The sequence below is a fragment of the Paenibacillus sp. KS-LC4 genome, assembly GCF_036894955.1.
Lineage (GTDB): Bacteria > Bacillota > Bacilli > Paenibacillales > Paenibacillaceae > Pristimantibacillus.
Genome location: NZ_CP145905.1, coordinates 4,023,321 through 4,038,714, shown reverse-complemented (window position 1 = coordinate 4,038,714; position 15,394 = coordinate 4,023,321). Strand labels below are relative to the sequence as shown.

At 50.0% G+C, this 15,394-nt stretch carries 13 protein-coding genes; 12 read left to right on the top strand and 1 reads right to left on the bottom strand.

Annotated features, from left to right (window positions below; all coding sequences use genetic code 11):
• The first annotated feature begins 77 nt into the window (after window positions 1-77).
• The 7 genes from V5J77_RS16960 (at window position 78) to holA (ending at window position 8,501) form a co-directional block, all read left to right on the top strand.
• On the top strand, window positions 78-608 hold the full coding sequence (locus tag V5J77_RS16960) for a dCMP deaminase family protein (RefSeq protein WP_338551996.1): 531 nt from the start codon (window positions 78-80) through the stop codon (window positions 606-608).
• 589 nt (window positions 609-1,197) lie between these two features.
• Complete coding sequence (locus tag V5J77_RS16955; RefSeq protein WP_338551995.1) at window positions 1,198-3,906, top strand: ComEC/Rec2 family competence protein; 2,709 nt, start codon at window positions 1,198-1,200, stop codon at window positions 3,904-3,906.
• Between the two features lie 423 nt (window positions 3,907-4,329).
• Window positions 4,330-4,686 carry a hypothetical protein gene (locus V5J77_RS16950; protein ID WP_338551994.1) on the top strand — a complete coding sequence of 119 codons (357 nt, stop codon included), beginning with the start codon at window positions 4,330-4,332 and terminating at the stop codon, window positions 4,684-4,686.
• 359 nt (window positions 4,687-5,045) lie between these two features.
• Window positions 5,046-5,426, top strand: a complete 381-nt coding sequence (locus tag V5J77_RS16945) for a hypothetical protein (RefSeq protein WP_338551993.1) — start codon at window positions 5,046-5,048, stop codon at window positions 5,424-5,426.
• Between the two features lie 216 nt (window positions 5,427-5,642).
• A complete protein-coding gene (locus V5J77_RS16940; RefSeq protein ID WP_056029404.1) occupies window positions 5,643-6,191 on the top strand; it encodes a sigma-70 family RNA polymerase sigma factor in 549 nt (182 codons plus the stop codon).
• On the top strand, window positions 6,188-7,231 hold the full coding sequence (locus V5J77_RS16935; RefSeq protein ID WP_338551992.1) for a zf-HC2 domain-containing protein: 1,044 nt from the start codon (window positions 6,188-6,190) through the stop codon (window positions 7,229-7,231). The genes V5J77_RS16940 and V5J77_RS16935 overlap by 4 nt, the downstream gene beginning before the upstream one ends.
• Window positions 7,232-7,463: 232 nt before the next feature.
• Window positions 7,464-8,501: a DNA polymerase III subunit delta gene (gene holA, locus V5J77_RS16930; protein WP_338551991.1), complete on the top strand. Its 1,038-nt coding sequence runs from the start codon at window positions 7,464-7,466 to the stop codon at window positions 8,499-8,501.
• Window positions 8,502-8,584: 83 nt separating this feature from the next.
• Here holA and rpsT read toward each other — a convergent pair whose 3' ends face one another.
• The gene (gene rpsT / locus V5J77_RS16925) at window positions 8,585-8,857 is read right to left on the bottom strand and encodes a 30S ribosomal protein S20 (protein ID WP_056029395.1); all 273 of its coding nucleotides are present in this window, start codon (window positions 8,855-8,857) and stop codon (window positions 8,585-8,587) included.
• 181 nt (window positions 8,858-9,038) lie between these two features.
• On the opposite strand from rpsT, the gene gpr reads away from it, so the two are divergent.
• The 5 genes from gpr (at window position 9,039) to hemW (ending at window position 15,229) form a co-directional block, all read left to right on the top strand.
• Window positions 9,039-10,040, top strand: a complete 1,002-nt coding sequence (gene gpr, locus V5J77_RS16920) for a GPR endopeptidase (protein ID WP_338551990.1) — start codon at window positions 9,039-9,041, stop codon at window positions 10,038-10,040.
• Between the two features lie 264 nt (window positions 10,041-10,304).
• Complete coding sequence (locus V5J77_RS16915) at window positions 10,305-11,531, top strand: stage II sporulation protein P (RefSeq protein WP_338551989.1); 1,227 nt, start codon at window positions 10,305-10,307, stop codon at window positions 11,529-11,531.
• Window positions 11,532-11,565: 34 nt separating this feature from the next.
• Window positions 11,566-12,021 (top strand): hypothetical protein, encoded by a 456-nt coding sequence (locus V5J77_RS16910; protein WP_338551988.1) that lies wholly within the window; start codon window positions 11,566-11,568, stop codon window positions 12,019-12,021.
• 104 nt (window positions 12,022-12,125) lie between these two features.
• Window positions 12,126-13,943 carry a translation elongation factor 4 gene (gene lepA, locus V5J77_RS16905; RefSeq protein WP_338551987.1) on the top strand — a complete coding sequence of 606 codons (1,818 nt, stop codon included), beginning with the start codon at window positions 12,126-12,128 and terminating at the stop codon, window positions 13,941-13,943.
• Window positions 13,944-14,059: 116 nt separating this feature from the next.
• Entirely contained in the window at window positions 14,060-15,229 is a 1,170-nt protein-coding gene (gene hemW / locus V5J77_RS16900; protein ID WP_338551986.1) for a radical SAM family heme chaperone HemW, read from the top strand.
• Window positions 15,230-15,394: the final 165 nt, after the last annotated feature.

Sequence of the window (15,394 nt, the reverse complement as noted above, 5' to 3'; positions counted from 1 at the left end):
TCGTGCTAATTGGACATTTTAGACGCAATAGTGGCTGACTATTATTTTGAACGAGCATCAAGGAGGAAGTTGAAACAATGGCAATAGCAGGGCAAGACGCCGAACGTAAAGACTGGGACACGTATTTTATGGACATTGCTTATATGGTATCGACGCGCTCACGCTGCCCGAGGCGGCATGTGGGAGCTGTACTGGTGCAGGGCAAGAAGCTGCTTGGCACCGCATATAATGGAGCGCCAATGGGCGTTCAGGACTGCTCGGAGGCGGGCTGTATGATTACGGAGGAATGGGAAATCAAGCAGGAGAACGGCGCGGAGCAAATGGTTAAAAAGCAGCGCTGCATTCGCACGATCCATGCGGAGCAAAATTTGCTGCTGTTTACCGATCGCGCTGACCGTGAAGGCTCGACGGTATATGTAACAGACCAGCCTTGCTGGACTTGCGCGAATATGCTCGCGAACAGCGGGATTAAGGAGATTGTTTACCACCGCGGTTACCCGAAGGACAGCGAGAAGGTTGTGACGCTAATGGGGCACTTAGGCATTGCTTTTCGGTTGCTGGAAGGCTATGAACCGCCGCCGCAGGCGGGTATGTCGGTTATTTCTTGATTTTGTACGCGGGTAGAGACGGTTAGAGCTATGGATAATAGTGGGTAGGAACCGGGCTTAGAAGAGAGTGCGTCAGCCATTGAAGCAGCATGAATAAAAATAAATGGTGTTAGAACCTGAATAGAGACAGAGAGCCGAAGACGAAGACAGGGACAGAGAGAGACAAAGAGAGACAAAGAGACAAAGACAGAGACAAAGACAGAGACGAAGACAAAGACAAAGACGAAGACAAAGACGAAGACAAAGACAATAATAGAAACAGAATAAAAATAAGGATGGAAAATGAACAACGCTTAATAGTTAAACAGTAATAGAGATAGGATATTGCTAGAGCAAGAGCAAAGTAGGTAAAATAATGGTTTGTTTTGAGAGGAAGCACCTCTTATCGCACGCGCAGCTGCATGTGATAAGAGGTGCTTTTTTTGCAAATATAGGTGTTTAAAAGCTTGAGCTTGTTAATGATTTGTACTCCACTCCGCATCGAGCTCTACCTGCCAGAGGATGGCAGCAGCCGTGTACGCGGGGGCGTCTCCGTTTCATTACATGAAAATGAATTCGATTTCAAGCCAAAATAAAGAGGTGATTGTAAATGAATAGAAGACCGCTAATTTGGTTCGCGGTATGTTTTGTGGCAGGCTGCGCGAGCGGCGCGAAGTTGAGCGGCGCAGGAGCTGCACTTGCGGCGGGCGGCGTGGCAGTAGCCGCTCTGGCACTGGTTTTGTCGGGGAGGCTGACGCGAAAGCTGGCAGCCGTATGTGCAGTTGGCTTCGTCCTTGCAGCTGGGGAACGGATGTGGGCGGATGCCCGCAATGTGACTGGTCTGCTGGACGTGCTGCGCGCCGCACAGGCGCAAGGGTCGGACGCTGCGATAGCGGCTCAAGCGTCCGGGACGATTGTGTCGGTCGTCGAAATCGACGGCGACCGGGCAAGCTTTGAGCTGGCGGTCGATGCCGCCAGCGTAGCGGGGTTTGGCTCGCCGCGCCAGCTCGGCGGCGAGCGGATGCTTGTGCAGCTGCGGCTAGAGGAGCAGCCGCAGCTGGAGGTCGCCGCTGCTTGGCGGCGCGGCGACGTCGTTGACGTAAAGGGCCAGCTGGCGCAGCCCGCTGGCCCGGCTAATCGCGGCGGCTTCGACTACCGCCGCTACTTGAGCAGCCAGAATATCCACTGGCTGCTTCAAGCTGCGGGCACGGGCGCGATCGACCGCGCGCCTGGCCCGCCCTGGACCGCGGCCGCGCTGCTCGGCCGCGTCGACACCGTGCGCGCTTGGCTTGGCGCACGACTAACCAGCATGTACCCGGGGATGCAAGCCGGCTACATGCAAGGTCTTGTCCTCGGGATCACAGATAACCTTGATCCCTCCCTCATGCAGCAATTCGCTCGTCTCGGCTTAACGCATATACTCGCCATATCTGGCCTGCACGTCGCGGTGTTCCTTTACGCGCTGGGCTTGATTTTACGGCTTTGCCGCATGACGCGGGAGCGCTTGCTGCTGACGCTCGTGTTTGCCGTGCCCTTCTATGTGCTGCTCAGCGGCGCTTCGCCTTCGGTTGTAAGGGCTGGCGTAATGGGCATGCTCGGCCTGCTGGCTGCACGCATGCACAAGCTGAAGGACGGTCTGCATATTTTGGCGGCCGCAGCCGTTATTATGCTGGCGATCAATCCTTTTTATTTGGAAAATGTCAGCTTCCAGCTTTCGTTTATCGTCACGCTCGGTCTTATTCTGGGTGTCCCTCCTGTAAGGCGTGCTATGCCTGAATGGAAGCGGGGGAAAGCGCTGCTCGATTTGACCGCCGTCAGCGTCGTAGCGCAAGCTGTATCGTTTCCAGTTTCCATTTATTATTTCAACCAATTCCATTTGCTATCGCTTCCGGCTAATGTAATGCTTGTGCCATTTATCAGCTTTATTATTATGCCGCTAGGCGGCGCTGCGTTGTTCATTCACATGGCTTGGCCAACGGGAGGCAAGCTGCTCGCATGGGCGAGCGTCTACGCGAATGACGGGACATTCTGGCTTGTAGACTGGCTCGCCAAGGCAGATTTATTTCGTACGATTTGGGCGACTCCACCGCTATGGTGGATCGCGGCTTGGTACGGTGCTTTAGCGCTGCTATTCTGTGCCCTTCCAGTGCGCCAATCCTCTGCCTCTCCTGAGGAAGAACTAGCAATTGAGCATGAAGGTCCTGCTGCTGGTCGCGACATTAACGAGCTGGAAACGCAGCCGCTCCACGAGCTTCCATCCTTACATAGAACAGGCATCATTGCTGGTTTGCAATTATCTCGAGGGTTTACAGGCTTTCCAAGTACAACCTTCGCAAGGGCGCTTCTTTTTCCTGGCAGCCTGTTTTCATCCGTTCTCCTGCTGCTGGCGCTATTATTTTTCGCCTATTATCCTGACCTATTTAATCGCGACGGCCGCGTTCATGTGCTGGATATCGGACAGGGGGACTCTATTTATGTAAGAACTCCTGAAGGGAAGCATGTATTGATCGACGGTGGGGGAACGGTTTCTTTCCGTAAGGCGGAAGAGGAATGGCGAGCGCGCAAGGACCCTTTTGAGGTGGGCAAAAAGGTTATTGCCCCGTTGCTAATGAAGCGCGGAGTGCACCAGCTTGATATGCTCGTCGTCAGTCATTTGGATAGCGATCATATTAAGGGGCTTAAGGCGGTAATGGATGCGATTCCAGTCAAAGGGCTGTTATGGAACGGCAGTATGAAGCATTCTACTGATGCAGAGGAGCTGCTTGCCTATGCGGTTCAGCATGAGATTCCAATGTACCGGGCTGAGGCAGGGCAGGAGTGGGAAATGGGCAAACAAACAAAGCTGACCGTTCTATGGCCGCCTGCTGTTGTACTCGCGGAACAAAGCAGCATTCCCAGCATGCAAATCAAGGAGGTCGAGGAGCAGAACGAAGCGAGTGTTGTCCTTTATTTGGCGATGAAAAATTATACTTTTCTACTTACGGGAGACATCGGTTTTGATACGGAGGAGCGTTTGCTGGCCGATATGGATGAAAACCCAGCCATTTATTCGGCCTGCTGCGCCAAGGTTGATGTGCTTAAAGTAGCGCATCATGGAAGCCGTTATTCGTCTGCTGCCGATTGGCTGGAACGCTGGCAGCCACTGAGTGCAGCGATTTCCGCAGGTGCGACAAATAGCTATGGTCATCCTCATAGCGACGTATTGGGACGCTTGAAGGCAGCCGGGGTCGAGGTGCGCCGAACGGATCAGGACGGTGAAATTGAATATCGAGCGGAAGCGGACAGGCTATTGGTCAGAACGATGGATAAGGCGAGTTGATATGGAATGACAATTAACACGATCATAAATAGGAAAATCTTTATAACAAGTTCCTTTCTATTGATGTGGGGAGGAGCGTCAGCTGTCTGATTTACAAGGAACCTTACAAATTAAAATAATAAAATTGTAGTTTTCAGTCGGATACAATAGGGTTAGGGATATAGCCTGTAAACTTCGAGCAGTAGCTTCATTGACTAACAATCCGACACCTCTTAGATGATTGGTAGTTCACAGTCACAAGTATTCCCACAATTGATGGAAATGTCATTACTTATAAATGTGAACCAACGTTCCGTAAGGCAGATGGGTACTCTGCATTAAAGTGGCTTCCTCCCTTTACATAGCTGGAAGAAGCGGACACAGAAGCAGCTAATTCAACAGAAATAAAGGGTACAGCACAAGCGGCGGACTCAGGAGCCGCTAATGTGCTGCAAATGGCCATTTTGCCGCGATAAAGAGGGCATTAACGGATTTCCTGTCCGACTAAAGTGTAAAATTGGATTAAAACCTGAAATAGCGGAATCTCAGTCCGCCAAAATAGGATCACGCACACCTAACTACGGAATGTCGACCGCAGTAATCAAAACTGTAGTAATCAAAACTGTAGTAATCAAAACCACAGTAATCAAAACCGTAGTAATCAAAATCACAGTAGACTCAACCACAGAAATTAAAACTACAGAAATTAAAACCACAGAAGTTAATACCACAGAAATCAAAGCTACAGTAATCAAAACCACTGTAATCAAAGCACAGTGTTCTCAGCAAAAATGTTCTTAGCCCGAGTGTTTTAAGCCAAAGAGATCTAACCCCAAGAGATCTAACCCCATTCATCTCAGCTTACAATCGCAGCGTGAGGTTCCCGGCCGCTGCTCGCCAGCTGACATTTGCCTCTAGTGTAACGGCTAAGCAAGGAGCAGCGTACAGCTCCGGCTGGCATGTGCAACCTAAAAAAGGGGTGTCTCAGCAGCTTTTAGCTCATTTTTAGCGCATGCATCAAGCTATATGCTTCTATAATATTATATGCTTTAACAAATAAAAGCGGAGTAGAACGAACGAAGAAGTAGGCTTCTTTGAAATGATCCTGTAAAATGAGCAAAAGCAGCGGCAGGAGATTAAGGCAAGGAAGTGTGAATGCGATGATAAAAATAAACAGAGCCGGAAAACATGCCATTGATATCCGATTCGATATAAATGGTGCGATTGAGCTTTGCGAAGCCTTCAGCCTAGCGCTTTCAGGAGAGGAAGCGGCAGTTGATTTGAAGGAAGCTGCGCAAATTAACAGCAAAAAAGTAAAAGAGCTTCGTCTAGTACAGGTACAGGTGAGTGAAGAGGAAAGTGTGCATTACGCGCAAGCGGGTCTAATTCTAAAGCTCGATAGGGACAGCATCGACAACATTATGGACAAGCTCAAGGTATGCGTGGACGGAAAGGATTTCTCTCCGGCTGAATGCTGCGAAGTGCGCTTTGGCAAAAGAAATCTCAATTTATATGCTTTTCTGGAGAAGCCCTCCATATAGAAGAGAGAAATCGGCTAACGCCATGCTGTCATGATCTGCCGTCATGAACTTTCTATATACGGTGCTTGCTTTTTTTGATATTCTTGAGTGTGGAGTACGCCTGATTTAATCGGAATATGGGCCATATGGCTAAAATAAAAAATGAATTTGTACGAAGGTTTGCAACATTTTACGTAACCTGCTCGTCAGAGAGGTTGCAAGAGAGGGGGATCCTTCGTGGTGGAGCCTGGCCTTATTAGAGCCGCTCAGTCGGGAGATCGCGATGCATTGATTACTCTATTGCGAGAGATTGAAACACATGTTTATCGGACAGCCTACTATATAGTAAACAATGAGCAGGATGCAATGGATGCGGCACAGGAGGCACTCATACGCATTTATACCAAAATCGGCTCATACGAAGAAAAAGCCCAATTTAAAACATGGATTCAACGCATTGTAACGAATATCTGCATTGACAAGTTTAGAAGAAACAAACCAACAGTGTCCATTGATGAGCATGATATGGTGTTTCACGAGAAGCAGAATGTAGAGGACGAGGTATTGTCCGCTTACGCAGCTCAAGACATCCGTAACGCTATTGATAAGCTACCCGATCATCACCGTGCTGTTGTCGTGCTTCGATACTTGCAGGATTTTTCCTACAATGAAATAGCTGAGTCTCTGGATTTGCCCCTAAACACAGTAAAATCCTATTTATTCAGAGCCAGACAGCAGCTTCAAACGTTACTACATGATTATCAGAAAGGTGGTGTCCGGGGATGAACTGTCAAGAGGTGATGGAATATATGCAAAGGGAGCTTGACGGCGACCTTGATGAATACGAGAGAGCAACTATGACAAGCCATTTTAAGCAATGTCCGGACTGCGCAGCAATGTTTGAGCGGCTGAAAAATTTGTCCGCGGAATTGGAAAATCTGCCTCATGTAACGCCAAGCTACAGTCTTGTGGATGCGATTATGCCTCAATTGGAGCAGCTTGCATTCGAAGCGGCTGGCTCTGCCCCAGAGCCGCAAGAGACGGCAACGCCTAAGCGAAGGAAAACGCCGAATCGCGTCGCTTCATTCAAGCTTCGGCAGCTCACAGGTGTCGTAGCAGCGTGTCTCGTAGCGGGCACATTTATCATCTCCTATAACGCGGGCTGGTTTGATGGGTCGCAATCAAGCGATGATATGAGGCAGACGGAAGCAAGTGCTACGGCTGCTGATAGCCCGATTGCCAATTACGACACGTCGGAGGTTCGACAATTTGTGGCTATTGATCCGCAGGCTTCGGGTGAAGTGAAATCAGAATCGCTTGATACGGGCATGAGTTTTAAGAAGAGCATAGCCGGACAAGACGGCGATGACTCAAATCAAGATGGCGGAAGCGCTGTAGGCAATAGCAGCAGCGAAGCTGGAGCTTCTGATGTTGGCTCGGCTTCTGGCCTTACTGCTCCGGATTCCAGCCATGCAAATTCTGACACGGGTACAGATACTAGAATTTCTCAAGCGCCTGCTGAGGAGGATGGCAAACTATTGGAAGGCCGTGCAGACGAACCGGAGAAAGCCCCACTCGCAGCTGTCGCAGTGGTTTCTGCCGATGGCGTTTATTCAGCTGAGATTGTTGGCTATGCCATTAAGATTTATGAGGCAAGCGATCATAAGCTGCTGCTGGAAACGGCGCGCAAAAACGGCCAGATTGCCAATTTGAGCTGGTCAGAGGACAATAAGATATTGAATTATGAAATTCATCTGGAGTCAGGCGGCATTGAAAAATATGCAGTTGATCTGAATACGCTCAAGGATGATAAAGCGGCACATTAATTTTAGTTGAGGGTCTACAGGTGTATGCACACTTTCCGCTTTAACTGCGTATGGTAAAGAGTGGGGAGAAGATGCGACGTGTTAGCCTTGATCGTCGTATGACCATCAGCAGAAGGAGAAGCCATGGATCTTTCTGCTGATGTTTATATAGATGTTCAGGGACAAAGGGATGAAGCCGATCAGGCTCATCCCTTTGTTGCCGTTCACAGGAGAAGGTAGGGAGGAATACCCTTTGGATGGGAAAGAGGCATTAAAGGAAATTAAGGGCAAGCGATTTCGCCCTGTATACGTCGTTTTCGGCAAGGACCGTTACCGGATTCAGCAGTTTGCCGACACGCTTGCTGACGCGATGTTCACCGCCGATGAGCGGGAGCTGGGCATCGTCAAATTCGATACAGCGGAGAGTTTGCTGGATGAGGCCGTGCTTGAAGCGGAGACGCTGCCCTTCTTCGTTGAACGCAAGCTGGTCATCGTTAGAGATGCTGTCGTATTTGCGGCTGGCGGAAAAGAGGGCGGCAAGCTTGAGCATCGCACCGACCGCTTGCAGCAATATATTGAGAATCCTTCTGAAACAACGGTCATGCTGTTTCTAGTTCACGCGGAGAAGCTTGATGAACGGCGCAAGCTCGTCAAGCAGCTGAAGGATCGCAATGCGCTCATTGCTTTTCAAGAGCTGGATGCATCGGAATTGAAGGGCTGGGCTATCCGCCGGGCGGCTGAACAGAAACGGACGCTGGATACGGAGGCGGCTGAGCTGCTTCTGTTACGTGTCGGAGCTCATATGCAGCAGCTGGCACTGGAAGTGGACAAGCTCTGCCTGCACGCAGGTGCTGGCGGTCAGATTGGACGCAAGGAAGTGGAGCTGCTGACGGTGTCGACTGTGGAAGAGGATGTATTCGCATTGGTGGATGCCATTGCGGAATTGCAGGTGGACAGGTCGCTGCGATTGTATAGACAATTGCTCATCAGACGCGAGGAGCCGATAAAAATCGCGGCGCTCATTGCCCGTCAGCTGCGAATTATGCTGCAAATTAAAGAGCTGGAGCAGCATCGCTATTCACCGCAGCAAATGGCTGGACAGCTAGGACTGCATCCTTATGCGGTCAAGCTGGCTGCGGAGAAGTGCCGGAAGTTTTCGACGTCACGGCTAGGGGCATTGCTTTCCGCTATTGCCGATTTGGATTATAAGATGAAGACGGGGCAATTGGATAAAAACTTTGGTCTTGAGCTATATTTATTATCGCTTGGCGTGGAAAAACGGATGGCATAAAGGCAAGTAACCTGCTCATATACAAACAAAAAAGCTGTCAACCGGAAACCGGAAGACAGCCTTTTTGTTTGTTCAAGGATGGTTTAAGCTTGCGCCGAAAGAGCGTTAAGCTTTTTAGCAAGACGAGATTTTTTGCGGGCAGCCGCATTTTTATGAATCAGGCCTTTAGTAACCGCCTTGTCCAATTTTTTCGTCGCAGCGATTAGAGCTGTTTTAGCAACAGCTACATCAGTGCCGGCGATAGCTTGGTCAGCAGATTTAACAGCCGTACGAAGCGCGGATTTTTGGGAAGCGTTCAAAGCGCGGCGTTTTTCGCTCGTTTTGACGCGTTTAATTGCGGATTTAATGTTTGGCATCGAGTTTCACCTCCTACGAAATATGCACAGGCAATCTTTAGCATACGCTATAATTCTGGATAACACAACTTAAAATATATTATCATGCGTATACCCAAAAAGCAATAGCACGCATGAAAACCAAATGCTTGCGAACACTAATGGCAGAAAGCATTTATTTTTCAAGGAAGAAGGGTATGCGGTGGGACAACTTGATTTGCAAGCTTATAACGTTCGAACAGATTTGGCGCTGGAAGCAAAAGAAATGGCCGAGCAGTCGGGCGGAGTCATTCCGGGCATTTATTCCGAGCGCCAGGATGAGGATGGCATCGTCATTACTAGCCTTCATGTCCAAAATGAGCAAGGGGCCGCTGCAATTGGCAAAATGCAGGGCCACTACGTCACGCTGGAGGTTCCGGGACTGCGTACGCAGGATACAGAGCTGCAAAACCGGGTGGCGACGATGTTCGCCAAGCATTTTGAGACCTTTCTAGAACGCATCGGTGTTGGCAAGACAGCACGGGTGCTTATTGTTGGACTGGGCAACTGGAACGTGACGCCGGATGCACTGGGGCCAATTGTTGTCGAAAACGTAATGGTGACCCGCCATTTTTTTGAGCTGATGCCCGATCAGGTTGCACCTGGCTATCGTGCGGTCAGCGCAATTGCACCTGGTGTATTAGGCATTACAGGCATTGAGTCCAGCGACATTATTCAAGGCATTGCCGAGCGGACGAAGCCCGATGTCATTATTGCCGTTGATGCACTTGCATCCAAAGCGGTGGAAAGGGTGAACACGACGATTCAAATTGCTGATACCGGCATTCATCCCGGCTCTGGCATCGGCAATAAGCGCAAAGGGCTCACGAAGGAGATTTTAGGAATTCCGGTAATAGCTATCGGGGTCCCGACTGTCGTATATGCTTCTACCATTGTGAATAATACGCTGGAGCTGATGCGTCAGCACATTGAAACGAACAAGGGCGACAGCAATCAGGTATTCGGCATCATGAACCAGCTGGAGGAGCAGGAGCGGCTGCAGCTCGTCAAAGAGGTGCTTCACCCGCTCGGCCATGATTTGCTCGTAACGCCGAAGGAAATTGACCAATTTATCGAGGATATCGCGAACATTATTGCGAGCGGGCTCAATGCTTCGCTGCACGATGCGGTTGACACCGACAATGTAGCAGCCTATACCCATTAACAGCAAGACGCCGTAGGACGCCTTTCAACATAGAGGTATTCTATGGCGTTTTCTTATAGTAAGGAGCGTACGCTTCACCTTTATGACCAGCGCAGCTTTATCCCCGAAACGATAGCGTTGCCCTCTTCTTTTGCCCCTGTTCTTCTAAATCTAGCATCCTCTCATATTAAAATAAGGCTGTAAATGGTTCTATTAACTCCCGCTCGTTCATAGATTAATAGCAGCAGGTTAGCTCTAGCACAGAAACGGGAGGTAAGCAAAACGATGAGACGGAAAATCATGCTGCTCGATTTGGCGTATGGAAGCCGGAAAATTCGGCAATTGCTGGTCACAGGAAGAACATTCGCTGTTCTTTCTTTATGTTCGATGATTTTTTTCGTCATTATAGGCATTGCGGCAGTTGCCCATCGTCAAGCGGCTGCTGCGCCGGTGTCTTCGATGAAGGGTTTTGCAGCGGCGGTATCTAGCGGTTTGTTCGGGGATATGCTGGAAATGGAGCTGCCTGCCTATCAGGGCAGCAATCAGTCTGGCGATCTGTCTGTGCCGCAGGTAAGTGCTTTTCTAGTCAGGCTGATGACGGATATTAATCCTACCCAGCCCAAAAGCCTGTTAGCGGCAGGTATTCCCGGCATGAATGCCGGAGATTCCTTCCTCATCCGCAAGGGCAGCGGAACCGATACCGCCATTGGGCCAGAGGATAATGAGCCGATACCTTCGCATGCCGAAGAAGGAGCGGCAGGCGAACAGCCGATTGTGGAGCCGCAGCCATCGCTGCCGCCAAGCGCTGTTGATCCGGCGGACAAGCCGGATCAAAGCGGCAGCGGAAATACGAAGCCATCTACGGGAGAAGCGAAGGTCGCATTCATCTATCATTCCCATAATCGGGAATCGTGGTACCCGGAGCTAAAGGGTAGCGCAAAGGACCCAAATTCCAGCACAACGAACATTACATTGGTCGGCAAGCGGCTTGCAGAGCAGCTTGAGAAGCGCGGGGTAGGCGCCTTGCATTCCGAAACGGATTATCCGACTGCTATGAAAAATTACAAATGGGAGCTGTCCTATAAATATTCCATGAAGACGGTAAAAGAGGCGCTGGCAAGCAGCAAAAATTTGAAGTTTTTATTCGATCTGCATCGCGATTCGCAGAAGCGCAAATATACGACGACCGAGATTAAGGGAAAAAGCTACGCGCAGGTTTATTTTATCATCGGTCATAAAAATCCCAACTGGAAGGAAAATGAGGCATTTGCCACTAAAATTCATGAGGCGCTGGAAAAGCAGTATCCGGGCATTTCCAGGGGGATATGGGGCAAAACAGCTGCCACAGGCAATGGTGAATATAATCAATCGCTTGCCTCGGACAGCGTGCTAATTGAGGTAGGTGGAGTAGACAATACGCTGGTAGAGTCATATCGCACCGCAGATGTGCTGGCTAAAGTAATCGCTGATATTTATTGGCAGGATGAGAAGGTTTCAGCTCCGCAAAGTTAATTTGCAAATCAGGAGTAGAAAGGATGGACGCGGTATGAGAAAGCGGCGTGATGCATTTAAATGGGCGATCATCGGCGGGGTGCTCGTTTTTGTTATCTTGTACGGCATTGAAATGTCCTCCTCAGGCATTGAACGGGTTTACGGGCCGATTGAGGAGACCGGTGCTTCCTCTGTCATCCCTGTAGATGCAATTGTTAGACAAGGCGCGGAAATGGGAGTCAGCGGAACAGATAGGCGTGAAGCACAGCCGATTGACGGCATGTCGGATGCCGCTTCGCGCAAAATATCTGAGCTTGAGAGGGAGCTGGCTGAGGTGCGGAAGCTCGCTGAGCAAAATGCGCTCTATGGCGATCGACTGCCGGGCATGCCGTATGAAAATCAGGAGCCCTCGGTCAATAAGCTGGCTGATGGCACGGCAGGCTTACTGCAATCTTTTTCGACCGGAAGCATGGCGTTTATTGTGGATTTATTTGAAAAGGTGACGAATTAACGAAGGCGCTCTGCCGGAATTTCGGCAATCGCATTGCTGGCGCTCTCCATTGCTGATATAATGGAAAGAATGATTAGCAATATTGGATGGTGTGGGGGTTAGGCATGGCTGACGTACGTGACCGACAAAAGAAAATTAGAAACTTCTCGATTATCGCGCATATTGACCACGGGAAGTCTACGCTTGCGGATCGCATTTTGGAATACACAGGGGCGCTCACTTCGCGAGAAATGCAAGCTCAGGTGCTGGACCAAATGGATTTGGAGCGGGAGCGCGGAATTACAATTAAGCTGCAGGCCGTTCGTCTGTCCTATAAGGCGGATGACGGTGTGGAATACTTGCTCAATTTGATTGATACGCCTGGACACGTCGATTTTACATATGAAGTTTCCCGCAGTCTTGCTGCTTGCGAGGGCGCGCTGCTCGTTGTAGACGCTGCGCAAGGAATTGAGGCGCAGACGCTTGCCAATGTATATTTGGCACTCGACAACAATCTCGAAATTCTTCCCGTCATCAACAAAATCGACTTGCCAAGCGCAGAGCCAGATCGCGTCAAGCAGGAGATTGAGGATGTTATCGGGCTGGATGCAAGCGAGGCGGTTCATGCTTCGGCGAAGGCAGGCATTGGCATTAAGGAGATTTTGGAGCAGGTCGTTTCAAAGGTTCCAGCTCCTACAGGTGATCCTGATCAGCCGCTGAAGGCGCTGATTTTTGACTCTCACTACGATGCATACAAAGGCGTTATCGTTTACGTTCGAGTTATTGACGGCAGCATTAAAGCGGGCAAGAAAATTCGTTTTATGGCGACTGGTGCTGAGTTTGAGGTTATTGAGGTCGGAGCGTTTATGCCGCGTATGGGTATCGTGGACGAGCTCGCTGTCGGTGATGTAGGCTTCGTCGTTGCCGGTATTAAAAATGTAAAAGACACGCGTGTCGGTGATACCGTAACTGAGGCGAAGCGACCGGCACCGGAAGCATTACCAGGCTACCGCCGCATTAATCCAATGGTATTCTGCGGATTATATCCGATTGAAACACAGGATTATAACGATTTGCGCGAAGCGCTTGAGAAGCTTGAGCTGAATGATGCTTCGCTGCGCTACGAGCCGGAAACGTCGACGGCACTAGGCTTCGGCTTCCGCTGCGGTTTCTTGGGTTTGCTCCATATGGAAATTATCCAAGAGCGTATTGAGCGTGAATTCAACATTCCGCTTATTACGACGGCGCCAAGCGTTATTTATCAGGTGACGCTGACGGATGGAACGGTCATGAGCATCGACAATCCGTCCAATCTACCAGAGCAGGGCAAGCTTGATTTTATTGAGGAGCCTTACGTCAAAGCAGCCATTATCGTACCGAATGATTATGTCGGCGCCATTATGGATTTGTGCCAGAACAAGCGCGGCGAGTTCGTGAACATGGAATATTTGGATACGAACCGCGTCACGATTACGTATGAAATTCCACTTTCGGAAATTGTATATGATTTCTTCGACCAGTTGAAATCCAGCACGAAGGGCTATGCCTCCTTTGACTATGAAGTATCCGGCTACCGCAAGTCCAACCTTGTGAAGATGGATATTATGCTGAATGGCGAACAGGTCGATGCATTGTCGGTTATCGTTCACCGCGACCGGGCGTTCTTCCGCGGACGGATCATCTGCCAGAAGATGAAGGAGCTCATCCCGCGTCAAATGTTCGAGGTGCCGATTCAAGCATCGTTAGGTACTAAGGTTATTGCCCGTGAAACCGTTAAGGCGATGCGCAAAAACGTACTTGCCAAATGTTACGGCGGCGACATTAGCCGGAAGCGCAAGCTGCTTGAGAAGCAAAAAGAGGGCAAGAAGCGCATGAAGCAGGTCGGCAGCGTTGAGGTGCCGCAGGAAGCGTTCATGGCGGTGCTCAAGATCGACGAAAGCTAGAGGGAGAAGGAGAGCCGCGGGCTCTCCTTTTTATCATGAGATAGGCAAGAAGCCAGACTTCCCATGACGGAATGGCGCTTGAAGAGAGCCTTGCCACAGGAAAGCAGGTGTACAGCATGACGATTCATCACGCGCCGCGAGCGCTTTATATTCATATCCCTTTTTGTACGAATAAGTGCCATTACTGCGATTTTACGTCTTATGTGCTGAAAGGTCAGCCGGTAGACGATTATTTGGATGCGCTGGAGCGCGAAATGGAGCGGACGATCAGTGTGCTGCCGCCTGAGCAAATCGACACCGTATTCGTAGGTGGGGGAACGCCGACGGTGCTTACACCGCCGCAGATGGAGCGGTTTCTCGCTGCTGTCCGCAAGCATTTTCCGCTGTCTCCAGAAGTTGAGTTTTCGATGGAGGCCAATCCCGGCACGACCGATGCTGATAAGCTTGCGGCGATGTATGCTGGCGGGGTGAACCGGATCAGCTTTGGCGTGCAATCGTTTAATAATACGCTGCTGGAGCGTATCGGCCGCATTCACAATGTAGAGGATGTATATCGCAGCTTGGAGAACGCGAGAGCCGCAGGCTTCACGAATTTGTCGATCGACCTCATGTTTGGCTTGCCGGGGCAGACGGTTGAGCTGCTTGCGGACAGCGTGCAGAAGGCGCTAGCGCTTGAGCTGCCGCATTATTCGCTGTACAGCCTTAAAGTGGAGGAAAACACGCTGTTCCACAAGCTGTATGAGCGCAATGAGCTGCCGCTGCCGACAGAGGATGAGGATTTAAATATGTACTTGCTGCTGATTGAGCAGCTTAAGGCTGGCGGCTATCAGCATTATGAAATAAGCAATTTTGCACGCCCAGGCTATGAGAGCAAGCATAACTCAACCTACTGGCGCAACGAGCCTTATTATGGACTTGGAGCCGGTGCGCATGGGTACGCAAATCGCGAGCGCCATGTTAATATCAAGGGGGTACAGCCCTATATCGACGCTACGCTGTCGCGTCTGCCGCGGCTTGATACGGAGACGATTTCCGAGCTAGAGGCGATGGAGGACTTTATGATGGTCGGCCTGCGCTTGCTCGATGGCATTCGGACAGCTGATTTCACCCGGCAGTTTGCTGGGAAGCTGCTGGAAAGCTACTTTGGCCCGATCATTGACAAGCATTTGCATGATGGCCTGCTGGAGCGCTTAGAGGATGAGCGTGGTACGGGTTATCGGCTGACGGATAAAGGCGTATTGCTTGGCAACGAGGTGTTTGGTTCGTTTATTGGTTTGGAAGTTTAGCTAGAGCTGGACAGTTATGAAAATGTAGCTGGACAGTTATGAAAATTAATATGAACCGTTTTTTAAATTACCTATTGAGAAAACATGCGTGATGTTGTATATTTATTCAATGATGTGATTAGGGTGATGAAACAAGCACCGGATGGGGGGAGCAGCATGAAACTA

Coding starts and splice junctions, on each gene's coding strand:
- lepA (WP_338551987.1), top strand. CDS start 12,126: ATGGCTGACGTACGTGACCGACAAAAGAAAATTAGAAACTTCTCGATT.
- V5J77_RS16945 (WP_338551993.1), top strand. CDS start 5,046: ATGATAAAAATAAACAGAGCCGGAAAACATGCCATTGATATCCGATTC.
- hemW (WP_338551986.1), top strand. CDS start 14,060: ATGACGATTCATCACGCGCCGCGAGCGCTTTATATTCATATCCCTTTT.
- V5J77_RS16935 (WP_338551992.1), top strand. CDS start 6,188: ATGAACTGTCAAGAGGTGATGGAATATATGCAAAGGGAGCTTGACGGC.
- V5J77_RS16910 (WP_338551988.1), top strand. CDS start 11,566: ATGAGAAAGCGGCGTGATGCATTTAAATGGGCGATCATCGGCGGGGTG.
- V5J77_RS16950 (WP_338551994.1), top strand. CDS start 4,330: ATGTGCTGCAAATGGCCATTTTGCCGCGATAAAGAGGGCATTAACGGA.
- V5J77_RS16960 (WP_338551996.1), top strand. CDS start 78: ATGGCAATAGCAGGGCAAGACGCCGAACGTAAAGACTGGGACACGTAT.
- V5J77_RS16915 (WP_338551989.1), top strand. CDS start 10,305: ATGAGACGGAAAATCATGCTGCTCGATTTGGCGTATGGAAGCCGGAAA.
- V5J77_RS16955 (WP_338551995.1), top strand. CDS start 1,198: ATGAATAGAAGACCGCTAATTTGGTTCGCGGTATGTTTTGTGGCAGGC.
- rpsT (WP_056029395.1), bottom strand. CDS start 8,857: ATGCCAAACATTAAATCCGCAATTAAACGCGTCAAAACGAGCGAAAAA.